This is a genomic window from Micromonospora sp. DT178, assembly GCF_049841695.1.
Classification (GTDB): domain Bacteria; phylum Actinomycetota; class Actinomycetes; order Mycobacteriales; family Micromonosporaceae; genus Micromonospora.
On sequence record NZ_JBNCKV010000009.1, the window covers coordinates 233497 to 255059 of the forward strand.

Annotated in this window: 21 protein-coding genes; 11 read left to right on the plus strand and 10 right to left on the minus strand. The window is 74.8% G+C overall.

Annotation, left to right across the window (positions count from 1 at the left end; translation table 11 throughout):
* The first annotated feature begins 376 nt into the window (after nucleotides 1–376).
* The 3 genes from ACLQ22_RS18965 (at nucleotide 377) to ACLQ22_RS18975 (ending at nucleotide 2258) form a co-directional block, all read left to right on the plus strand.
* Complete coding sequence (locus ACLQ22_RS18965) at nucleotides 377–1213, plus strand: peptidase M23 (RefSeq protein ID WP_425693482.1); 837 nt, start codon at nucleotides 377–379, stop codon at nucleotides 1211–1213.
* 104 nt (nucleotides 1214–1317) lie between these two features.
* On the plus strand, nucleotides 1318–1461 hold the full coding sequence (locus ACLQ22_RS18970) for a hypothetical protein (RefSeq protein WP_165947802.1): 144 nt from the start codon (nucleotides 1318–1320) through the stop codon (nucleotides 1459–1461).
* 38 nt (nucleotides 1462–1499) lie between these two features.
* Nucleotides 1500–2258: an EcsC family protein gene (locus ACLQ22_RS18975; RefSeq protein WP_425693483.1), complete on the plus strand. Its 759-nt coding sequence runs from the start codon at nucleotides 1500–1502 to the stop codon at nucleotides 2256–2258.
* 64 nt (nucleotides 2259–2322) lie between these two features.
* On the opposite strand, the gene ACLQ22_RS18980 is transcribed toward ACLQ22_RS18975, so the two are convergent.
* On the minus strand, nucleotides 2323–3174 hold the full coding sequence (locus ACLQ22_RS18980; protein ID WP_425693484.1) for a GDSL-type esterase/lipase family protein: 852 nt from the start codon (nucleotides 3172–3174) through the stop codon (nucleotides 2323–2325).
* 257 nt (nucleotides 3175–3431) lie between these two features.
* Entirely contained in the window at nucleotides 3432–4043 is a 612-nt protein-coding gene (locus tag ACLQ22_RS18985) for an antibiotic biosynthesis monooxygenase (RefSeq protein WP_121395531.1), read from the minus strand.
* 256 nt (nucleotides 4044–4299) lie between these two features.
* Here ACLQ22_RS18985 and ACLQ22_RS18990 point away from each other — a divergent pair, with 256 nt between their 5' ends.
* The 3 genes from ACLQ22_RS18990 to ACLQ22_RS19000 are packed head-to-tail and all read left to right on the plus strand — an operon-like array spanning nucleotide 4300 to nucleotide 7009.
* A complete protein-coding gene (locus ACLQ22_RS18990) occupies nucleotides 4300–4563 on the plus strand; it encodes a DUF6343 family protein (protein ID WP_121395528.1) in 264 nt (87 codons plus the stop codon).
* A gap of 12 nt (nucleotides 4564–4575) precedes the next feature.
* Nucleotides 4576–5988 (plus strand): NADP-dependent succinic semialdehyde dehydrogenase, encoded by a 1413-nt coding sequence (locus tag ACLQ22_RS18995; RefSeq protein WP_425693485.1) that lies wholly within the window; start codon nucleotides 4576–4578, stop codon nucleotides 5986–5988.
* A 55-nt stretch (nucleotides 5989–6043) separates the two neighbouring features.
* Complete coding sequence (locus tag ACLQ22_RS19000; protein WP_425693486.1) at nucleotides 6044–7009, plus strand: TIGR03885 family FMN-dependent LLM class oxidoreductase; 966 nt, start codon at nucleotides 6044–6046, stop codon at nucleotides 7007–7009.
* A gap of 52 nt (nucleotides 7010–7061) precedes the next feature.
* On the opposite strand, the gene ACLQ22_RS19005 is transcribed toward ACLQ22_RS19000, so the two are convergent.
* The 4 genes from ACLQ22_RS19005 to ACLQ22_RS19020 all read right to left on the minus strand — a co-directional run bounded on the left by ACLQ22_RS19005 (nucleotide 7062) and on the right by ACLQ22_RS19020 (nucleotide 11773).
* Nucleotides 7062–7595 carry a GNAT family N-acetyltransferase gene (locus ACLQ22_RS19005; protein ID WP_425693487.1) on the minus strand — a complete coding sequence of 178 codons (534 nt, stop codon included), beginning with the start codon at nucleotides 7593–7595 and terminating at the stop codon, nucleotides 7062–7064.
* Nucleotides 7596–7760: 165 nt separating this feature from the next.
* Entirely contained in the window at nucleotides 7761–8021 is a 261-nt protein-coding gene (locus ACLQ22_RS19010) for a hypothetical protein (protein ID WP_425693488.1), read from the minus strand.
* A 49-nt stretch (nucleotides 8022–8070) separates the two neighbouring features.
* Nucleotides 8071–9006 (minus strand): hypothetical protein, encoded by a 936-nt coding sequence (locus tag ACLQ22_RS19015; RefSeq protein WP_425693489.1) that lies wholly within the window; start codon nucleotides 9004–9006, stop codon nucleotides 8071–8073.
* Nucleotides 9007–9160: 154 nt separating this feature from the next.
* Nucleotides 9161–11773, minus strand: a complete 2613-nt coding sequence (locus ACLQ22_RS19020; protein ID WP_425693490.1) for a glycoside hydrolase family 9 protein — start codon at nucleotides 11771–11773, stop codon at nucleotides 9161–9163.
* 228 nt (nucleotides 11774–12001) lie between these two features.
* On the opposite strand from ACLQ22_RS19020, the gene ACLQ22_RS19025 reads away from it, so the two are divergent.
* The gene (locus ACLQ22_RS19025) at nucleotides 12002–12727 is read left to right on the plus strand and encodes a PP2C family protein-serine/threonine phosphatase (RefSeq protein ID WP_366639092.1); all 726 of its coding nucleotides are present in this window, start codon (nucleotides 12002–12004) and stop codon (nucleotides 12725–12727) included.
* Nucleotides 12728–12782: 55 nt separating this feature from the next.
* Here ACLQ22_RS19025 and ACLQ22_RS19030 read toward each other — a convergent pair whose 3' ends face one another.
* The 3 genes from ACLQ22_RS19030 to ACLQ22_RS19040 are packed head-to-tail and all read right to left on the minus strand — an operon-like array spanning nucleotide 12783 to nucleotide 16555.
* Nucleotides 12783–15443, minus strand: a complete 2661-nt coding sequence (locus tag ACLQ22_RS19030; RefSeq protein WP_425693568.1) for an ATP-dependent RNA helicase — start codon at nucleotides 15441–15443, stop codon at nucleotides 12783–12785.
* A gap of 29 nt (nucleotides 15444–15472) precedes the next feature.
* A complete protein-coding gene (locus ACLQ22_RS19035; RefSeq protein ID WP_425693491.1) occupies nucleotides 15473–15673 on the minus strand; it encodes a DUF397 domain-containing protein in 201 nt (66 codons plus the stop codon).
* Nucleotides 15674–15712: 39 nt separating this feature from the next.
* Nucleotides 15713–16555: a helix-turn-helix domain-containing protein gene (locus tag ACLQ22_RS19040; protein WP_425693492.1), complete on the minus strand. Its 843-nt coding sequence runs from the start codon at nucleotides 16553–16555 to the stop codon at nucleotides 15713–15715.
* Nucleotides 16556–16696: 141 nt separating this feature from the next.
* On the opposite strand from ACLQ22_RS19040, the gene ACLQ22_RS19045 reads away from it, so the two are divergent.
* Genes ACLQ22_RS19045 through ACLQ22_RS19055 form a run of 3 tightly spaced genes read left to right on the plus strand, consistent with a single transcriptional unit; the run spans nucleotide 16697 to nucleotide 19478 of the window.
* Entirely contained in the window at nucleotides 16697–17323 is a 627-nt protein-coding gene (locus ACLQ22_RS19045) for a GOLPH3/VPS74 family protein (protein WP_425693493.1), read from the plus strand.
* A 41-nt stretch (nucleotides 17324–17364) separates the two neighbouring features.
* Complete coding sequence (locus ACLQ22_RS19050) at nucleotides 17365–18891, plus strand: APC family permease (protein ID WP_425693494.1); 1527 nt, start codon at nucleotides 17365–17367, stop codon at nucleotides 18889–18891.
* Nucleotides 18888–19478, plus strand: a complete 591-nt coding sequence (locus ACLQ22_RS19055) for a GNAT family N-acetyltransferase (RefSeq protein ID WP_121395506.1) — start codon at nucleotides 18888–18890, stop codon at nucleotides 19476–19478. The genes ACLQ22_RS19050 and ACLQ22_RS19055 overlap by 4 nt, the downstream gene beginning before the upstream one ends.
* Before the next feature lie 119 nt (nucleotides 19479–19597).
* Here ACLQ22_RS19055 and ACLQ22_RS19060 read toward each other — a convergent pair whose 3' ends face one another.
* Complete coding sequence (locus ACLQ22_RS19060; protein ID WP_121395504.1) at nucleotides 19598–20425, minus strand: SigB/SigF/SigG family RNA polymerase sigma factor; 828 nt, start codon at nucleotides 20423–20425, stop codon at nucleotides 19598–19600.
* Between the two features lie 375 nt (nucleotides 20426–20800).
* Between ACLQ22_RS19060 and ACLQ22_RS19065 the strand changes: the two genes are divergently transcribed.
* Nucleotides 20801–21535: a hypothetical protein gene (locus tag ACLQ22_RS19065; protein WP_425693495.1), complete on the plus strand. Its 735-nt coding sequence runs from the start codon at nucleotides 20801–20803 to the stop codon at nucleotides 21533–21535.
* Nucleotides 21536–21563 lie beyond the last annotated feature (28 nt).

Genomic DNA, 21563 nt, shown 5'->3' on the forward strand with positions numbered 1-21563 from the left:
CGGCACCCGGTTCGGGGAAACGTACCCGCCATCCTCGTGCATTCCTCGCCGCGCCCCGCCGCGGGTCGTCACCTGACCAGTAATCGGGCGTATGCCCGCAAGCCCACCGTCGGACGGCGAAGGATGACCGTCGGGACGATCAGGCTATCGGTCGAACGGGGGAGTTTGGGGATCATGGGCCGGGCGTCGGTGGTTTGTCCGCGTTCCGGCCGCGCGGGGGCGGGCCGGGGCGACCCGGAGGTCTGACCGGTCCGCGAGGTCCGTCCCTCGGGCTGCCCGGGGCGACGGGGGCGTCCACCCGGCCCAGCCCATATCGTGAGGAAAGCCACGAGATCACCCCGGGTGATGGGCGGGTGGGCCTGCCTAGCCTCGGCTGATGCGTGACGACCCCACCCTCGACGACCAGACCGCCCCCGGTGACCGGGTTGACCGTTCGAACGATACCCCCTCGTACGTTCGGTCAACCGTTCTCCGCGCCGCCGGGGCGTACGCCCACCTGCTGACGCGCGGGCCGGCCCGGGCCCGGATCGCCCTCGCCACCGGCGTGCTGTGCTGCCTCGGACTGACCGCCGTCGCCCAGGGCGCGCGCGACGGCTCCGCCGACCCGGCCCCCGCCGCCGCCCCCTCCGCGCTCGCCGAGCGCGCCGAGCCGGACCCGGCTTCCCGCAGGGTGGAGCGCGTCGCCGCCTCCGCCAGCCCGACCCGCGCCGCCGACCCGGACACCACCACCCCGGCGCCGAAGAAGACCACCCGCAAGCCGGTCGACCCCGCCCCGGTCGTCGGGCTCGACGACGCCCAGATGGAGAACGCCGAGGAGATCGTGCGGACCGGGCGCGAGATGGGGATGCCCCGGCGGGCGCTGGTGATCGCGGTCGCCACCGCGATGCAGGAGAGCAACCTCTACAACGTCGCCAGCGGGGTGCTTCCCGAGTCCCGCGAGTACCCGCACCAGGGCATCGGGTGGGACCACGACTCGGTCGGGCTGTTCCAGCAGCGCTCCAGCAGCGGCTGGGGCGAGGTCGGTGAGCTGATGGACCCGGAGTTCGCCACCCGGCAGTTCCTCTCGGCGCTGGCCCAGGTGCCGGGCTGGCAGCAGATGCGGCTCACCGACGCCGCCCAGGCGGTGCAGATCTCCGCCTACCCGGAGCACTACGCCAAGCACGAGTGGCGCGCCACCAAGGTCGTCGCCGCGTGCCTGGAGGCCGGGCAGTAGGCTTGCACCAACCACAGTGGACGGTTGCGGTTCGGGCATCCGGGGTACATGAGTTGTCGCTCCGAGGTACACATGGAACAGGGCACCACCGACTGGAGGACAACATGTCACTGATGCAGCGGATCAGCACCTTCCTGCGCTCGCCCAAGGGTCAGCAGATGGTCGACCGTGGCCGTCGCGAGCTGGCCAAGCCCGGCACCCAGCAGAAGCTCCGGGGCCTCGCGGCCAAGCTCCAGAACCGCCGCTGACCCGTCACCGCCGACCTCTCCGACCCCCGGGAGACCCTGTGACCGATTCCGCGCCCGCCGACGACCAGCACCTCGCCGGAGGACCGCAGCCGCCGGCCGTGGTTCCGGCACCGACGCAGGAGGCCACCGAGGCGCCGCCGCTGAAGCTCTGGGACCGGATGCGGGAGGACCCGCAGTACGCCCCGGAGCACCTCGCCCTGGAGGCCGTACGCCGGCTGGGGCCGGAGGCGGCGCAGTGGGCCGCGCGGGCCCGGGCCGAGCAGCCCGGCATCTCCGCCGAGGCCCTGGCGGAGCAGGCGGTACGCAAGTTCGTCAACCACGCCCGGCTCTCCGGGGCGGTGTCGGGCGCCGCCGGGCTGCCCGGCGCCGTGATCGACGTGGGGGTGCTGGCCTGGACCCAGGCCCGGATGGTGCTGCACGTCGCCGCCGCGTACGGTGTCGACCCGCTGCACGGCGACCGGGCCACCGACCTGCTGGTGCTGCAGAAGGTGCACAAGGTCGCCGAGAGCGCCCGGCTCGCGCTCGGGGTGGCCGCCGGCCGGGAGCGCGCCGGGGCCCTCTTCGGCAGCGGCGGGCAGAACCCGCTCGGCAAGGTGATGCTGCGCCTCGGCGTGCGACTGGCCCAGATGGCCGGGGTGCGCGCGGCGAAGCGGGTCTTCGCCAAGGTGGTGCCCGGCGCGGCGATCGTCCTCGGCACCTGGGCCAACTCGTCGGCCACCAAGGATCTCGCCGCGCGCTCCCACGCCCTCTACCGCCAGTACGGCGGACCGACCGTCCCCGAGCCCCGCCGGCCCTGAGGCGGGCCGCCGTACGCCCATCCCGCCGCCCGGTCCGGGTGGGCCGGTGCGGTCGGTCGGCGGGTCAGGAGCCGAGGCCGGAGGCGCGCCACGCCACGTCGGCCAGCCGGTCCTGCCCCGCGGCATTGGGGTGGAACCAGTCCAGCGGGTTGACCAGCTCCAGGTCGAACCGCACCCGGTGCACCGCCCCGCCGTCGTGCCGGCAGCGAGAGCCGTACGCCTTGCAGGCGGCGGCGAGCTGGGCGTTGTAGTCGGCGATCCGCTCCCGGACGGCCGCCCGGCGGGCCCGGTCGAGCGGATCCGTCGAGGTGGGGTTGGCCAGCAGCGCCGGGCAGACGCCCCGCTTCCAGGCCCGCACCGCCCGTGCGTCGGTGTGCCCGACCTCCCAGAGCCGGTGCAGGTTCGGCACGCTCACCACCAGCACCCTGGCCTTCGGCCGGCCCTGCCGCAGCACCCGCAGGCCGCGGTCGACCTCGGCGCGGAACTGCTTCACCGGGGTCATCGCCTCGATGCCGCCCCGGCACACGTCGTTGGCGCCGATCAGCACGGTGACGTGGTCGACGCGGTCGCGTACCGCCCGCTGGGCCTGCCCCTCCAGCGACGCCGCGCGGGCCCCGGGGCTGGCGTGGTTGTGGACCTTGCCCCGGATCGCCGGGTTCCGGTCGAGCAGCCGTCGGTAGAGGCTGTCGACGCGCAGCCCGTCCCCCGTGGACCAGGAGTTGCGCTGGCACGAGACCAGCACCAGGCAGGAGCCGAAGCCGGTGCTGATCGAGTCGCCGAGGGCCGCGATGCCGCCGGGCGAGCCGGGCGACGGCGTCTCCCGTGGCGGGCGGGAGCCGGGCTCCCCGCCGCCCTCGCAGGCGAGTGCGACCAGCGCCAGCAGGCAGGCGGCCACGGTGACCCAACGTCGAGGCATACCATCCCCAGTCCCGCAGCGGAGAGCGACAGCGCGGTAACTCTAAGCGCGGGCCCGGTGGGGCAACCCGCCGCTGTCGACTATGCGGCAGAGGGCTGTTCCGGCGCGACTCCGCGTGCTAGGCGCGGATCGCGCGCCAGACCGCTGTCGGCGCGCCGGGTGGGATCAGTGTGTCAGAGCGCGGTCGGCGCGCCAGACGGCGGTCGGCGCCGGGCGGGATCAGCGCGGCAGGCGGAGGTCGGCGCGGCAGGCGGCGGTCAGCGCGCGAGGCGCCAGGGCGCGGGCTGGCCGTGCAGCCACCAGTGCAGGGTCCGGGTGATCCGGGGCAGCACCAGGTAGGTCATCAGCGGGGTCAGCGTGAGGGTCATCATCAGCACCCGGGCGGCCAGCGGCACGTCCGGGAGGAACCGGCTGGTGAGCAGCGTCGCGGTCAGGCTGAGCGGGAAGAACGCCAGCCAGATGGTCACCGCCTGCTTCCAGCGCGGTGGGGAGGGCGGCGGGACCGTCGGCTCGGCGCTGACCGGCACGGTCTGCGCCGCGTGCTCCCGCGGCGGGTCGAACCAGCCCTCGACGCCGGTACGCCGCTCGACCCGGGTGTGCTCGACGATGCCCTGCGCGGAGGAGAGCCACCAGTGCCGCTGCGGGGACTCCTCCCAGCGGCGCAGCGTGTCGTGGTCGGCGAAGCGGTAGATGATGTGCCACTCCCCGGAGCCGGGCGCGCTGCGTACCCAGCCGGACCCGAGGAACCCCGGGAACGCCTCGGCCAGCGCCGTGCCGGCCCGCATCCAGGCCACCATCTCGCTGGTCCGGGCGGGGTCGGTGCGCCGGGCGACGGCGACGGTCACCGGCAGCGCGTGGGTCATCGTCATACCGGCCATCCTCTCCGGTCGGAGCCGGTTCGACCGGCTCACCGGCGGCCGGTGTAACGCACCCCACCAGCGGGGTGACGCGGCCCACCGGCACGGCCGACACCGTCCGGCGGGTCACGGGGCGGGCGCCGGAGGACTTCACGGCGTACGCCGCCGACGCGGTGGCCCTGGGCGCCCCGCGCACCGACGAGGGCGCCCGGGGGGAGCCGACCGGCCGGGGCGGGTTAAGCGGGTCGATCGGGGGTAGGTCGGTGCAATGACGAGATCGCAGCCCCGGCGTGCCCGTGGCACGGTCGGCCACGCCTACAGCGCGCTCAACATGCGGCTCCTGCTGGCCGGGTTCGGGCTGGTGACCATGACCGTCTTCGCGGTGCTCGCGTTCAACGCCGACCTGGTGTGGCTGGGGGTCCTCTGCGTCGTCTTCGCGGTGGTCGCCGTCGTCGACCTGGTCATCATCCAGCGCCGCCGCGCCGCCCGCCGCCGGGAGGAGCCGGGCGCCCGCCACTCACTCTTCGAGTGACAGGAGTACGAGATGCCCATCGCGACCACCAATCCCGCCACCGGACAGACGCTCAAGACCTACGACCCGATGTCGCCGGAGCAGATCGACGCCGCGATCGAGCGGGCCGACCTGGCGTACCGACAGCTGCGCGGCACCACGGTCGAGCAGCGCGGGCGCTGGCTGAACGCGGCGGCCGACCTGCTGGAGGCCGAGCGCGACGAGATCGCCCGGCTGATGACCACCGAGATGGGCAAGACGTACGCGTCGGCCAAGGCCGAGGTAACCAAGTGCGCCAGCGCCTGCCGCTTCTACGCGGCGAAGGCGGCCGACTTCCTCGCCGACGAGCCCGCCGACGCGGGAGCGGTCAAGGCCGTCCGGGCCTTCGTCCGCTACCAGCCGATCGGGCCTGTGCTCGCGGTGATGCCCTGGAACTTCCCGCTGTGGCAGGTGCTGCGCTTCGCCGCGCCGGCCCTGATGGCCGGCAACACCGGCCTGCTCAAGCACGCCTCCAACGTGCCGCAGACCGCGCTGCTGCTGGAGGACCTGTTCCGCCGCGCCGGTTTCCCGGAGGGGGCGTTCACCACCCTGCTGGTCGGCTCGGCCGAGGTCGACCGGGTGCTCAGCGACCCGCGGGTGCGCGCGGCGACGCTGACGGGCAGTGAGAGCGCCGGCCGGTCGATCGGCCAGATCGCCGGCCGGGAGCTGAAGAAGACCGTGCTGGAGCTCGGTGGCAGCGACCCGTTCGTGGTGATGCCCTCGGCGGACCTGGACCGGGCCGCCGAGGTCGCGACCACCGCCCGCTGCCAGAACAACGGCCAGTCCTGCATCGCCGCCAAGCGGTTCATCGTGCACGCCGACGTCTTCGACACCTTCGCCGAGAGGTTCGCCGCGAACATGTCGGCCCTGCGGCTCGGCGACCCGATGGACCCCGAGACCGACGTCGGTCCGCTGGCCAGCGAGGGCGGGCGCGACGAGATCCACGCGCAGGTGCGGGACGCGGTCGACAAGGGCGCCACCGTGCTCTGCGGCGGCGAGCCGCCCGCCGGCCCGGGCTGGTTCTACCCGCCGACCGTGGTCACCGACCTGAGGCCGGAGATGCGGATGTGGTCCGAGGAGGTCTTCGGGCCCGTCGCGGGCCTCTACCGGGTGTCGTCGTACGAGGAGGCGATCGAGGTGGCCAACGGCACCTCCTTCGGCCTGGGTTCCAACGCCTGGACCCGCGACCCGCAGGAGCAGGAGCGCTTCGCCACCGATCTGGACGCCGGGAACGTCTTCCTCAACGGGATGACCACGTCCTACCCCGAACTGCCCTTCGGCGGGGTGAAGAACTCCGGCTACGGCCGCGAGCTCTCCGCGCTCGGCATGCGGGAGTTCTGCAACACCAAGACCGTCTGGGTGGGTGAGGGGGCCGCCTCGGCCGGCGCCGGGGCGCACGCGGAGTAGCCCCGTCCGGCTTCGTCGGCGTAGCCGGACGCCGTCATGGGTACGGAGGGACGTCATGACGGTGTTCGGCTTCCACGCGTCCCACGAGCAGATCCATCCCCGCGCCCTGCTGGAGGCGGTGATCCACGCCGAGCGGGCCGGTTTCGACGCCGCCATGTCCTCGGACCACTTCGCGCCCTGGAGCGAGCGGCAGGGCCAGTCCGGCTTCGCCTGGTCCTGGCTCGGCGCGGCGCTCCAGGCCACCGACCTGCCGTTCGGGGTGGTCAACGCCCCCGGGCAGCGCTACCACCCGGCGATCATCGCGCAGGCGATCGGCACCCTCGGGGCGATGTACCCGGGCCGGTTCTGGGCCGCGCTGGGCACCGGCGAGGCGAGCAACGAGCACATCACCGGCGACGGCTGGCCGCGCAAGGACGTCCGCGCCGCCCGGCTGCGCGAGTGCGTGGACGTGATCCGCGCGCTGCTGGCCGGCGAGGAGGTCAGCCAGGACGGCCTGGTCCGGGTGGACCGGGCGAAGCTGTGGACCCGTCCGGAGCAGCCGCCGGCGCTGATCGGGGCGGCGGTCAGCGTGGCCACCGCCCGCTGGTGCGCCGAGTGGGCGGACGGGCTGATCACCGTGAACGCCCCGACCGCGCACCTGCGGCAGATGATCGACGCGTACCGGGACGCCGGCGGGCGCGGCCCGCTGCACCTGCAGGTGCACGTGAGCTGGGCGCCGGAGCAGGCCGAGGCCGAGCGGCTCGCGTACGACCAGTGGCGCAGCAACGTCTTCGCCCCGCCGATCTGCTGGGACCTGGAGACCCCGGAGCACTTCGACGCGGTCTCGCAGGACGTGCCGATGGAGAAGGTCCACGACGTCGTGAACGTCTCCGCCGACCTCGGCCGGCACGTCGGCTGGCTGGAGGAGTACCTGGAGCTGGGCTTCGACCAGATCGCCCTGCACCACGTCGGGCAGGAGCAGCGGGACTTCATCGACGCGTTCGGCGCCGAGGTGCTGCCGAAGCTGCGCAGCGCCGGCTGAGCCGTGGCGGCCCGCGCCGCCGTCGGGACGTGCCGTGTCGACGGGCGGGTGGTCAGGGCAGGCGGCGGACGAGGACCTGCCCGGGCCACGGGTCGCGGCCGGGGCGCTCGACCGTGAACGGGTCGGTGGCGGTGAAGCCCTGCCGCTCGTACCAGCGGACCAGCGCGCCGTCGCCGCCCGCGTAGCAGTCCACCCGGAGCAGGCCGAGCCCGCGCTCCCGGGCCAGCTCGGCGGCGCGCGCCAGCAGCCGGCCGCCGATGCCCGACCCGGCGTGCGCGCGGTCGGTGACCAGCAGGTTCACGTACAGCTCGGGCTCGGTGGCGGGTGGCACGTACTCCGTCGCCGTCCCGACCACCAGCGCGCCGACCGGCCGCTCGGCGAGCGTCGCCAGCCACAGCCCGCCGCCGCCCGCCCAGGCCTCGGCCTGCGCGATGCGCCGCGGGTCGGTCGAGGCCGGCTCGGTGCCCCACTGCCCGGTGCGACCCCGCGCCACCAGCCAGGCGGTGGCATCGTCGAGCAGCCGCAGCACGGCGGGCGCGTCGGTCGGGCCGCCGGGACGCAGACCCGGGCTCCGCTGATCGCTCATGACGGACATGCTGCTACAACCAGGTGCCTCGACGCGAGCAGGCCGGACTGGACGTCGGCCCTCGACGCCGCGAGCCCCGGCCAGGGAGGCGGTCTCCCCACGCTCGTGCTGTCGAGCTGATGTCGTGGACGATTCACCGCTCCGGGCGCCAGCTACGCCGGGAGGTCATGGCGTCCCGCCCGAGTCGCCGGAGCTGGCGGTGCCCATCGTGCTGGGATCCCCGCCGTACCCTTCGCCGCGGAGGCTGCCCCGCCCACGGCGCCGTCCGTCCCGGCGGGACTGCCGGATGGCCCTGCGCGCCGCCGTCAACGCCGCGTCCCGCCCGTCGGGCGGCGACGCCCGCCGCCTGCGCAGCGGCAGCACGACCAGGATGAGGGCGACGACCGTGGCCGCGATCCCGGTCAGGATCCACCCCGTTGCATCCATGGCCATGATGGTAGGGGGCTCCGCCAGGCTCTGGGTCGGCTGATCGTGGTCAGGGCGCCGCTGGCCGCCGGGCCTCGGTGAGCGCGACGAGCCGTTCGGTGGCCAGGCAGGAGGTCAGGCAGCGTTCCTTGGCGTCGCTGGTGAACCGGGCGGTCCAGGCCGTGAAGCCGCCGTCGCCGAGTGCGACCTCGTCCGCGCCGTGCCCGGCGGTGATCCGCAGCGCCGCGCCGACGTAGTAGCCCCGGCCGCGTCGGCGCTCCGGCTCGTCCACCAGCGGTACGCCCGACGGGCTCAGCGCCGGCCGGACGGTGTCCTCGATGCGTTCTCCGACGACAGGGTTGTCGAGCACGGTCAGGCGCACCCGGGCCGCCGCCGACTGCGGCAGCAGAGTGGCGAGCACCGTCCGCCAGTACGCCAGGTGCAGGGTGAGCAACCGTGCCTCGGTGCGCCCCGAGCCGCCGTCGCGGGCGCTGGAGACCAGCGTGAAGAGCCGGAAGTGCGCCGAGGCGCCCGGCCCGAAGTCCTGCGCCCGCAGCACCCGGTGGCAGGCGGCCAGGTGCACGGCGCCGTCGGCCGGCTGTTCCCGGCGGCGTACCGCGGCCTCGATGGCGAGCGCGTTGGTGGGGTCGCTGAGCACCTCGGTGGCGCGGAAGGTGGTGACGATGCGGTTCTGGCTCATCGGCGTGACGGCCGAGCAGGTGCCGAGCGGCGCGACGGGGGAGAGGTCGACGCCGGCGAACTCGGCGGGCAGCAGCCGCCACAGGCGGGCCTCGACGGCGGCCAGCGCGCGGGGGTCGGCCGCCGCCGGCCGGGTGAAGCGGTCCGTGCGCCACCGGCGGACCAGATCCGCGGGGCGTACCGCCGCCGCCCGGTCCCGGGCCACCGCCAGCAGCAGCGTGCGCAGGTCCGCCGGGGTCAGGCCGGCCAGGGCGCTCCGGGTGCCGTCGGGCAGTCGCGACCAGACCCGCCGCTCCGCGTCGTCCATGCCGGCCACCCTGTCGTACGCCCCGGAACGCCGTCCACCGAAAATCGACGGTCGGGGCCGTTCCGGCGGCGACGCCGGGGGAGGCGGCGGCCCGCCTCCCCCGGCTCGCGCGGGTGTTCGCCGGTCCGGGCGGCGGACCGCCCCGACCGGATCGTCAGGAGAGCGTGCAGGCCGCGCCGTTGACGGTGATCAGGCCGGGTGCCGGGTTGGCGCCGCCGCCGGTCACCGCGTTGAAGCCGAAGGTCACGGTGCCGCCCGGGGCGATCCTGGCGTTGTACGACTCGTTCTTCGCGGTGACCGTGGCCCCCGCCTGGGTCGCCCTGGCCAGCCACGCCTCGCGCACCTTCTGGTCGCCGGTGAAGGCGAAGCGGGCCGTCCATCCGTCGACGGTGCTGGTGCCGGTGTTGCGGATGGTCACCTGGGCGGTGAATCCGGTGCCGCCCTGCCAGGCGCCGTGGTTGGTGTACGTGGCCGCGCAGGTGGGCGCCGGCACCGCCGCCGAGTCACCCTGGTCGGCCAGGAACGAGGCGATCCAGGCCAGCGCCGAGTTCCAGTTGATGGCGACCTCGTTGGTCGCGTACGAGTTGATGTCGTCGACGTAGCAGAACATCGGCTTGCAGCCGGCGAGCAGCTTGGCGGCGAACGGGTCCTGGAGGGCGGCGTTCGGGCCACCGGCCAGCGAGCCGGCGGGCGGCTTCGGCAGGTCCGGGTCGAGCTGGTGGCCGAAGATCCGGCTGTGCTGGTTCTCCGCCGCGTGCTCGCCCCACCCGGTCACGTACGAGATGTTCAGGGCGTTGCGGCCGAGGACGTAGTCCATCGCCTGCACCGCGCCGTCGCGGTACTTCGCGTCCCGGGTCAGGTCGAAGGCGGTGGCCAGCACGACCGCGTTGTTGATGACGTTGCTGTTGCCGCCCCAGAAGTAGCTGCCCGCGTCCCCGGGCATGGGCAGCCCGTACGCCTGCCGGCCCGCCTCGGCGAGGTGGGCGTCGGCGGCGGCGGTCACCGAGGCGCGGACGCGGGCCAGGTCGGCGGCCGGCAGCCCGTTCGGCACGGTGGCCAGGTCGAGCCGGCCCAGCGCGGCGACGCCCTGCCAGCCGAAGCCGCGCGGGTCGAACACGTCCCCGGTGTGGTGCGGCGACGCGGTCAGGTCCGCCAGGTACGGCTGCTCCCCGGTGCTCAGGTAGAGCTCGACGGCGGCCCAGTAGAACTCGTCGGTGACGTTCGTGTCGTCGTACGCGCCGCCGCCGGTGCTGTCGGTCGGGCTGGCGTACCGCGTCGGGTTGGCCTTGGCGGCGGCGTAGGCCGTCTTCGCCGCCGTGCCGCAGCGCTTCGCGAAGGCCGCGTCGTAGGGGGCGAAGAGCCGCGCGCACTGGGCGGCGACGGCGGCCAGGTTGAGCGTGGCGGCGGTGGACGGCGGGTGCAGCTCGCGCTGCTCCGGGTCGTCGTGCGGGGCGAGCGGCAGCCCGGTCCAGTTCCGGTCGTGGATCTTGTGGTGGGCCATCCCGGCGAGCGGCTTGCCGGCCGGCACCTGCATGCGCAGCAGGAACTCCAGCTCCCAGCGGGCCTCGTCGAGCACGTCCGGTACGCCGTTGCCACGCTCGGGCACCCGCAGCGTGCTGTCGCCGAGGGCCGCGCCGTGCCCGGCGGTGGCGGCCGTGCGGGTCCGCTCGAAGGTGTTCAGCAGCTGGTAGGTGGCGATGCCGCCGTTGACCACGTACTTGCCGTGGTCGCCGGCGTCGTACCAGCCGCCGCGCACGTCCAGCGAGTAGTCGCAGACGCCCGGCTGGCAGGGCACGGAGGTGTCGCCCTTGTTGGGCGCCACGTCGAGGTGCCCGGCCGGGCGGGCGTACTCGGCGCCGATCAGGTCGCCGTCGATGGCGATGCCGCTGCGCTGGGCGTAGAAGAACTGGAGGGAGTCGGCGCGCAGCCGGTCGTAGAGGGTGCCCGAGATGTCGAAGGGGTGGCTGGTCTCCCCGTCGACGACCAGGGTCAGCCCCGCCCCCGGGGTCCGGTACGACGAGAAGTCGAGCGTCTGCACGTTCTGCCCGGAGGCGGCGTCGACGCCGCGCGGGGTGGTGCTGCCGCTGGCCAGGACGGCGCCGGCGGCGGAGCGGAGCTGCCAGGGCAGGGCGTCGGTCGCCGACGTCACCACGGTGGCGTTCTTCGGCCCACCGGGCAGGTAGCCGACCTGGTTGACCCGCACCCGCGGCCCGGTGTCGGGCACGTACGGCTCCGGCGGGTCGCCGCCGCGCAGCGAGACGTCGTCCAGGCAGACGGTCTGCTCTGCCGCGCCGCCGCCGACCTGGAAGATCAGTTGGGCGGCCGGGTTGCCCTCGGCGACCGTGAACGTCTTCTCGAACCGCTGGGCGGTGCCGCCGGCGGTGGCGTCGACGCTGGCGTACGTGGTGTAGGGGGCGGTGCCCAGTTGCAGGACCGCCTTGACGGCGGTGCCGGGGGTGGCGGAGACGTCGAAGCCGAGCGTGTACTCGGCCCCGGCGACCAGCGGCACGCCGTCCTGGCCGATGCCGGCGTCCCACGGGTTGGCCAGGCCGCCGGGCACCGTGGTGCAGAGCCGGCCGTCGGTGACCCCGAGCGGGCCGGTGCCGTAGGAGAACCAGGGGGACACGCCGGCGCTGAAGTCGCCGTTGTCGATCTGTTCGGGGGCGTCGGGGGGCGGGTCGGCGTGGGCCGTGCCGGCGGTGGCTCCGGTCAGGGCGATGGTGGTCGCGGTCGCGAGCAGCGCGAGGCGACGTCGGGATGGCGTCACGGGTGTTCCTTCCGGACGACTGCGGGGGACGGGGGCGGCGGTGTCGACCTGGGAGCGCTCCCAGGTCGAGTTGATGGTTCCAGTGCCTCCGGCGCCCTGTCAATCGATCCGGCTGGATGGTTCGGAACCGCCCGGCGGGACCCCGGGACAGTGAGATTCGCCGCGCGACGCGCCGAGGTCTCGATCTCCTAGAGACAACCGAGCCCTCCGCCTGGCAGGCTGCCACCCATGACCCTGAAGCTGCGTTCCGTGGGAACGAGCGACCGTGGGCTGATCCGCAGCGGAAACCAGGACGCCCTGCACGCCGGGACCTGGCTCGTCGCCGTCGCCGACGGCATGGGCGGGATGGCGGCCGGCGACCTGGCCAGCGCGATCGCCATCGAGGCGGTCGCTCCGCTCGACGTGGAGACCCCGGAGCACGCGTTGGTGGCCGCGCTGCAGAGCGGCATCCAGCTGGCCACCGCGCGGATCCACCAGGCGGTCGCCGAGGATCCGGAGCGGCAGGGCATGGGCACCACGCTGACCGCCCTGCTCTTCGCCCGGACGGGCAGCTGCCTGGCCCTCGCCCACGTCGGCGACTCCCGCGCCTACCTGTTCCGCGAAGGCGTGCTCAAGCAGATCACCCGGGACGACACGTTCGTGCAGATGCTCGTCGACCAGGGGGTGATCACTGCCGACCAGGCCAGCAGCCACCCCCGCCGGGCCGTGGTCACCCAGGCGTTGCAGGGCGAGGAGGTCTCCCCGGCGTACGCGACGATGGTGCCCTGGGCCGGGGACCGCTGGCTGCTGTGCAGCGACGGGCTGTCCAACGTCGTGCGCCCGGACACCCTCGCCGAGGTGCTCGCCGAGCACCCGGACCGCGCGGACTGCGCCCGCCGGCTGATCGACCTGGCGCTGCGCGCCGGCGGGCCGGACAACGTCACGGTGGTCGTCGCCGACGTCGTGGAGGAGTGAGCGAGCACCAGCCGGTTCAGCGCTCTGGAGCCTCGTGGCGACGACATGAGCCCGCTCAGCGGCGGCGCGGGGTGGCGTGCCGGGTGGGCGGGGCCGTGGTCGGGTCCTCCGGCCACGGGTGGCGCGGGTACCGCCCGCGCAGCTCCCCCCGCACCTGCGGATAGCCGGTGCGCCAGAAGGAGGCCAGGTCGGCGGTGACCGCCACCGGCCGCCCGGCCGGCGAGAGCAGGTGCAGCAGCACCGGCACCCGGCCGTCGGCGATCCGCGGCGCGTCCCGCCAACCGAAGGTCTCCTGGAGCTTCACCGCGAGCACCGGCGCCGCCGGGTCGGCGTAGTCGAGCCGGATCCGCGATCCGCTCGGCACCGCGATCCGCTCCGGCGCCATCTCGTCTAGCCGGGCCGCCAGCGCCCACGGCAGCAGCCGGCGCAGCGCCCCGGACACGTCGATCCGGGCGAGGTCGGCGCGGCGGCGGGCGCGGGCCAGCTCCGGGCCCAGCCAGGCGGGCGCGTCGGCGAGCAACGCCTCGTCACCCACGTCGGGCCAGTCGCCGCCGAGCGACTGCCGGCAGAACGCCAGCCGCTCGCGCAACGCCCGCGCCGCCGGGGTCCAGTTCAGCAGGCCGAGGCCGGTACGACGCAGGCCGGTCAGCAGGGCCTGCGCCACCTCCGCCGGGTCCGGGCGGGCGAGCGGCCGCTCGACCAGCTCGATCGCGCCCAGCCGCAGCACCTCCCGGGCCACCACGTCCTCGCCGGCCCAGCCGACCTCCCGCTCGGTGCGCAGCAGCGGCCCGCCCGCCTCCCGGGCGGTCGCCTCGTCGAGCGGGGTGGCCAGCCGCACCCGGGCGGTCGGCGCGCCGGGGGAGCGGTCCGCCACCGCGACCGCCAGCCAGTCGGAGCCGGCCAGCCCCGACCCGGGGGCCAGCTCCGCCGCGGTCCCGCCGCTCATCAGGTACGCCGAGCCGCCCGGCCGCCGCACCCGGGCCAGCCGCTCCGGGTGGGCGAGCCCGACCAGCAGCCCGGCGGCCAGGTCGTCGGTCAGCCGGCCCCGGTCCGCGTCCCCGGCCGGGTCCAGGTGGCCGCGCCCGAGCGGGTGCACGGCGGGCGGCTCATCGGCCGGTTGCCGGGTCGGCCGCGTCCGGCCGGTGCCGCCCCCCGTCGCCGCGCCGGAGCCGTGGGGCGGGCGTGCCCGGTCGGGCCGCCGCGCGGGAGCGTCGGGCAGGGCGGCGCGCAGTCGGCGTACCTCCGCGCGCCACCGGGCGGTGGCACCCTGGTCCGTGCCCGCGCGCAGCCGGCGCCAGGCGGCGGTCAGGTCGTCGCCCGGCCCGGCGGCGGAGTCCTCGGCGAGCACCGCCACGACCTCCGCCGCCCGGTCCACTCCCACCCGGCCGGCCCCGTCGAGCAGCGCCCGGGCCAGGCGGGGATGCGCGCCGACCGCGGCGATCGCCCGGCCCCGGTCGGTGATCCGGCCGTCGGCGTCGAGCGCGCCGAGGGTGGTGAGGGTGTCGCGGGCCACCGCCATCGACGCCGCCGGGGGCGGGTCGGGCAGGGCCAGCCCGGCGCCGTCCGGCGACCCCCAGGCGGCCAGCTCCAGGGCGAAGCCGGTCAGGTCGGCGGTGGCGATCTCCGGCTCCGGTTGCGCGGCCAGCCGCTCGTGGGTGGCCGCCGACCAGCAGCGGTAGACGTGCCCGGGCGCCTCCCGGCCCGCGCGGCCGGCCCGCTGGGTGGCCGCCGCCCGGGACACGCCGACGGTGACCAGGGCGCCCAGGCCCCGGGCCAGGTCCATCCGGGCGACCCGGGACAGCCCGGCGTCCACCACCACCCGGACGCCCGGCACGGTCAGGCTGCTCTCCGCGACCGCCGTCGCCAGCACCACCCGCCGCCGGTCGGCCGGGCGCAGCGCCGCGTCCTGGTCAACGCCGCGCTGCCGGCCGTGCAGCGGCAGGACGGCGACCGCGTCGCGCAGGTCGGCCAGCCGGCCCGCGACGGCGCCGATCTCGCCGGCCCCGGGCAGGAAGACCAGCACGTCCCCGTCGCACTCGCGCAGCGCCCGGCGCACGGTCGCCGCGACGTGGTCGAGCAGGCCCCGGTCGACCGGGCCGGCCCCGGGCGCGGCCACCGGCCGGGGCGGCGGCGCCCAGATCCGGGTCACCGGGTGCAGGGCCGAGGACGCCCGGACGATGGGCGCGGGAGCGCCCCCGCCGCCGAGCAGCGCGGCGAAGCGGTCCGCCTCCGGGGTGGCCGACATCGCCAGCAGCCACAGGTCGGGGCGCAGCGCGGCCCGGGCCTCCACCGCGAACGCGAGCGCCAGGTCGGCGTCGAGCTGCCGCTCGTGGCACTCGTCGAGCAGCACGGCGCCGGTGCCGGCCAGCTCGGGATCGCGGTGCAGCCGCCGCACCAGCAGCCCGGTGGTGACCACCTCGACGCGGGTCCGCGGTCCGCTGCGGCGCTCGCCGCGCACGGCGTACCCGATCCGCTCGCCGAGCGGCTCGCCGAGCAGCGCGGCCATCCGGCGCGCCGCCGCGCGGGCCGCCACCCGGCGCGGCTGGGCGACCAGCACGCGGCCGGAGACCTCGTCGGCCACGGCCAGCGGGGCGAGGGTGGTCTTGCCTGTCCCGGGCGGGGCGACCAGCACCCCGGCGCCGGCGCCGCGCAGCGCCGCGACCAGTTCCGGCAGCACCGGCCGTACGGGCAGGTCGAGGGGCACGTCCGAGAGCACGGCCCAGTCTCGCACCGCCCGGGGAGTGCTCAGTCGGGGCGTACCCCGTCGACGCCGGTGACGAAGGCGCGCCAGGCGGATGCCGGGAAGGCCAGCGCGGGGCCGGGCCGGTCCTTGCTGTCCCGGACGGCGACCCGGTCCCCGGCGACGGCGACCTCCACGCAGTTGCCGTTGCCCACGCTGCGGCTGCTGATGCGCCACTGGGCCCGGGTCAGGTCGAACGCGGTCATCGCGGTACCCCCGTCTGTGCCGGCGCGCCGCGTCAGCGGTCACGCAAAGTGACGAGAAGCTTCCGTCAGGCGGGTCAGGGACGCCTCCGGACCGAGTGCCATCCGGCACATCTCCTCGTGCACAAGGCTATACCCGCGCACCTGTCCGGCCTCCTCCACAGCCAGCCCCATCGTGAGGTTTTCCAGGTAAACCACGGTCGCGTCGGCGGCATCGGCGAACGTCAGCACGACGTACGGGGCGTTCATCGCCGGGTGCCCGCCGGCCGAGAACGGAAGTACCTGGAGAGTAACGTTGGGTAGTTGAGAGACCTTCGCGAGATGGGCCATCTGATCGGCCATCACGGCGTTGCCGCCGACCGGGCGGCAGAGCACCGCCTCGTTGAGCACCACGGACAACTCGACCGGATTGTCGCGGTGCAGCACGTTCTGCCGGTGCAGCCGCGCGGCGACCTTGCGCTCGATGCCGTCCTCGCCCGCGGTGCGGCGGAAGACCTCCCGCGCGTACGCCTCGGTCTGCAACAGCCCGGGCACCGCCTCGGCCTCGTACGTGCGCAGGCTCGCCGCCTCCGCCTCCAGTCCGACGTAGAACTCGAACCACTCCGGCAGGACGTCGCTGTACTTCTGCCACCAGCCGCGCTGCTGCGCCCCGCGGGCGATCTCGATCAGCGCCTCGGCGTCCGCCCCGGTCACCTCGTACAGCGCCAGCGCGGCCCGGACGTCGCGCGGCTTGATGCCGATCTGGGCGTTCTCGATGCGGGACAGGTTGCTCTTGGACATGTCCAGTTGCCGGGCGGCGACATCCAGGGTCATGCCCGCGCGCTCGCGCAACTGGCGGAGTTCCCGGGCGATGCGGCGGCGGCGGACGGTGGGGCTCGCGGTCACCCTCCGAGTCTGTCACGGCAAGATCCGCAGGTCGCGCAAGTACGGAGTGCAACTTCCATAAACGGGAGTTGCGTTGCAGTCACGGCCGGTGCATCCTTGCCCGGTTGCGATCACTGTGGACAACCCGCGCGGGAGGACCGGTTGCTCATCGCCGACGAGTTCTTCCTGATCACCCACAACGACAGTCGGGGCAAGGCGAAGCTGCACCCGACGGCGACCGGCCTGGGCCTTGCCGGGGGGCTGCTCGGTGAACTGGTCCTGCATGGACACGTCACCGTCTCCGCCGGGCTCGTCACGGTGCTCGACCGACGCCCGCCGGCGGACGCGCTGGCGCACACCGTGCTGGACCAGCTGGTCGGCGAGACGCAGCAGCACCCGGTGCGTACCTGGCTGAGCTTCCTGGCGCAGACCGCCACCACCTCGGTGGGGGAGCGGCTGGTCAGGGCGGGAGTGTTGCGCCGGCAGGAGAGCCGGCGGCTGCTCCGTACCACCGTCAGCTACCTGCCGATCGACGTCAACGCGGTGGCCTGGCCGGCCACCCGGCTGCGCGCCCTGCTCGACCGGCCGGAACCGCCGAGCGTGCCCGACGGGACGCTGCTGGGCCTGGTCGTCGCCGCCGGGCTGAGCCGCGAGGTGCTGTGGAGCGCCGGCCCCCGGGCGCACCACCGGCTGGGCGTGCTCATCCCGGCGCTGCCCCCGCCGCTGCGGGAACTCGTGGCGCACACCGAGGCCGCGGTGGGCGCCGCCGTGCTGCGCGGCGTCGGCTGACGCCCCTCCACCCCCTCCTCCCCTCGAACCGGAGTCCGCGTATGTCGACACCAACGCTCAGCCGACCGAGCAACGTCTCCGAGGCCCTGGCCCGCGGCCGGCTCGGCGTGCCGTCGGTGATCTTCTTCGTCCTCTCCGCCGCCGCCCCGCTGACCGTCGTGGCCGGCGTGGTCACCACCGGCTACGGGGTGGTCGGGGTGCTCGGCATCCCGCTGGCCTTCCTGACGGTGGCCGCGGTGCTCGCCCTCTTCTCCATCGGGTACGTGGCGATGGCCCGGCGGATGGCCAACGCCGGCGCGTTCTACGCCTACGTCGCCCGTGGGCTGGGCCGTCCGGCCGGCGTCGGCGCGGCCTGGGTGGCGCTGATCGCGTACAACGCCCTCCAGGTGGGGCTCTACGGCACCATCGGCGCCGCCGCGGAGCCGGTGCTGGGCCGCCTGTTCGGGGTGGCCCCGGCGTGGTGGGTGGTGGCGCTGGTCGCCTGGGCGACGGTCGGCGTGCTCGGTCTGCTCCGCGTCGACCTCAACGGCCTGGTGCTGGCGGCGCTGCTGGTCGCCGAGATGGTGGTGATCGTCGTCTTCGACCTCGGGCAGCTGACCCACCCGGCCGGCGGGAACGTCAGCTTCGCCGCCCTGTTACCGGAGAACCTCGTCGTGCCCGGCGCCGGCGCGGTGCTGGTGCTGGCCATCCTGGGCTTCGTCGGCTTCGAGTCCGCCGTGGTGTTCAGCGAGGAGAGCAAGGACCCGCGGCGGACGGTGCGGTTGGCCACCTACCTCTCGATCGCCATCATCGCGGGGATCTACGCGCTGTCGTCGTGGAGCATGACCGTCGCCGTCGGGCCGGACCGGATCGCCGCCGAGGCGGGCGAGCAGAGCATCGGACTGATCTTCAACCTGGCCGAGGCGCACCTCGGCGGCACCGCCGTCACCATCGGCCAGGCGCTCTTCCTGACCTCGGTGCTCGCCGCGATGATCTCCTTCCACAACACCACCGCCCGGTACACGTTCGCGCTCGGCCGGGAGCGGGTGCTGCCGGCCGTGTTCGGGCAGACCTCGCCGCGTACCGGATCGCCCCGGGCCGCCTCCCTCGCGCAGAGCGCGCTCGGCCTCGTGGTGATCGTGCTCTACGCGCTCAACGGCTGGGACCCGGTGGTGCAGTTGTTCTACTGGGTCGGCACCGCCGGCGGCTTCGGGGTGCTGCTGCTGATTGCCACCACCTCGGTCGCGGTGATCGCCTTCTTCGCCCGCAGCGGGGCGGACGAGACGCTGTGGCGTCGCGCGGTCGCCCCCGGCCTCGCCGCCGCGGCCCTGGCCGTGATCGTCATGCTGGCGGTGGTCAACTTCGCCGACCTGCTCGGGGTGGCCCCGGACTCGTCCCTGCGCTGGGCGGTCCCGGCGGTCTACCCGGTCGCCGCGCTGCTCGGCCTGCTGTGGGCGCTGGTGCTGCGCGGCAGCCGCCCCGACACGTACGCCCGGATCGGCCTGGGCGCGGAGAGCGTGGCGGTGACGGTGCCGGCGGCCGGGCACGTCGGCGGGCCCGTCCCGAGCGGGACGGCGGCGCGGCGGTGAGCGAGGTGCGGGTCGAGCGGCTCGGGCCGCAGGAGACGTCGCTGGTGGCCGGCCGGATCGCCGAGGCGTTCATGGCCCTCGACGCGCCCCGGTGGCTGGTGCCCGACGCCGGGCGGCGGCAGTCCGTGCTGGCCGGCAACTTCGCGATCCTGGTGGACCACGCGATGCGGTACGGCCTCGTCCACGCGACCGCGGACCGGGCGGGGGTGGCGGTCTGGTTCCCGTCGGTGGGCGACCCGGCCCCGCCGCCGGAGGACTACGACGCCCGGCTGGCCGCGGCGTGCGGGGAGTGGACCGACCGGTTCGCGCACCTGGACAAGCTCTTCGAGACCCACCACCCGCACGCGGACCACCACCACCTGGCCTTCCTCGCCGTCGCACCGGACCGGCAGGGGCAGGGGCTGGGCAGCGCGCTGCTGCGGCACCACCACGCCGTCCTCGACGCCGAAGGGGTGCCCGGTTACCTGGAGGCGGCCAGCGAGACCGGCCGCGACCTCTACGCGCGGCACGGCTACCAGGTCGCCGAGCCCTTCCACCTGCCCGACGGCACGCCGTTCTGGCCGATGTGGCGGGAGCCCGCCCGCTGAACGACGGCGCCCGGGCCACCCGTCGAGAGGGTGGCCCGGGCGCCGGACCTCCGTGGTGACGCGTCCGCACCGGACACGGCGATGGCCGGGCCCGCCGGCCCGGCCATCGCCCACCACCCCTAGTACGTGCCGTCGAGCTGCCCCCGCAGCTTGGTCAGCGCGCGGGCCAGCAGCCGGGAGACGTGCATCTGCGAGACGCCGATCTGCTCGGCGATCTGCGACTGCGTCAGGTTGCCGTAGAACCGCAGCGTGAGGATCTTCTGCTCCCGCTCGTCGAGCGTGGCCAGCGCCGGGCCGAGGGCGACCCGCAGCTCGGCAAGCTCGAACTCCCCGTCCACGCCGCCGAGCATGTCGCCCAGCTCGGTCGCGCGGTCGCCGTCGCCGGTCGGGGTGGAGAGCGAGACCGCGTTGTAGGCGCGGGCACCCTCCAGGCCCTCCAGCACCTCTTCCTCGGTGAGCTTGAGGTGGGCGGCGATGTCGGCCACCGTGGGCGACCGGCCCAGGGTCTGCAGCAGCGAGCTGTTGGCGTCGGAGATGGCCAGCCGCAGCTCCTGGAGCCGGCGCGGGACCCGGATGTCCCAGGTGCGGTCGCGGAAGTGCCGCTTGAGTTCACCGATGATGGTGGGGATCGCGTAGCCGGCGAAGTCGACGCCGCGGGACGGGTCGAACTTGTCGATCGCCTTGATCAGGCCGACGGCGGCGGTCTGGGCCAGGTCGTCGGTGGGCTCGCCCCGGCCGCTGTAGCGGTGGGCGAGGTGGTTGGCGAGCGGCAGCCAGGCCTCGATCGCCTTGTCGCGCAGGGCGGCGCGGGACGGGTGGTCGGCCGGCAACGCGGCCATCGCGTTGAGCAGGTCCGCGGCGCTGTCGGTCAGCGCACGCGGGTCGAGCTTCTGGGTGGTGCTCGGCGGTGTCGTGGTCGCCGGCTCGCTGATCGTTGGCGCGGTCATGGGTGGTCCTCCCTGCACCTCGTCCGCGGATGAATGACGTGACGCTTAGGTTTAAGTTCAGATGTCCGTTCGGAAGTCACCTTAGCCCGATCGGTCTGCCAAAATCTAGCCGAAAGTACGATGTACTTAAGTAATTTTTGGGCACGGACGGCACGAATGGGACAAAGACGCCTCGGATTGTGAGCCGCCTTACGTCGGGCGTACGGTCAGCCGGCCCGGCCGGACATCGACGACGCCCCATCCGGGCGGCCCGGACCGGCCGGCCGAGCGGTCACGGCCCCCGGATGGCCAGCGCCGAATGTCGGCTTTCCGTCGTTGTCCCGTCGACGGGACGGGCCGTAGCGTGCGGGTACCTGCCCCCGCTCCGGAGGTGCCGTGCTCGACCCCGCCGCCCCCCATCTCGTCGTCAACAGCCGCACGCTCTTCTTCGGCTGGCTGCCGGCGGACCCGGACGCGGTCGCGGCGCTGGTCCCGGCCGGGCTGCGCCCGTCGGCCGACCGCCTGGTCTTCATGAACCAGTACGTGGTCGACGACGAGAGCCAGACCTCCGGCTTCGGCGCGTACTCGCTGGCCTATCTCGGAGTGGCACTGGCCGGGGTGGACGCGCCGGGCGGGATGAACCCCGGCGGCTGGTGGACGCACTACGTGACCTGCAGCGAACGGGTCCGCGCCTACGCCACCGCGCGGGGGGCGCCCGCCGTCGTGGGCCGGACCCGCATCGAGCGCCACGACGGGGAGATCGTCGCCGAGACGGAGATCGACGGCGTACCGGTGATCCGGGCCCGCTGCCAGGTGGGCGAGACGGGCCGGGTGATCAGCAGCGGCCACCACCGCTACTTCACGGCCCGCGACGGGCAGCTGCTCAGCGCCGTCTACCCGTACGTCGCCGAACCGGTCGACCCGTTCGTGATCGAGTCGGTGGAGTTCCTGGAGCCGACACACCCGATCTACGCGCTCCGCCCGGAGAACCCGCTGACGATCGGGTTCGGCTTCTACTCCCCGCGCGCCTCGTTCGCCTACCCCGGCGGGCTGACGGTGCACCCCGCCGACGCCGACGCCGAGGCCGTGCCCGACCGCAGCCGGGCCGACGCGCTCTTCGTGCCCGCCTGAGGTTCCACCCCGTGCCGGGCCCCAACGC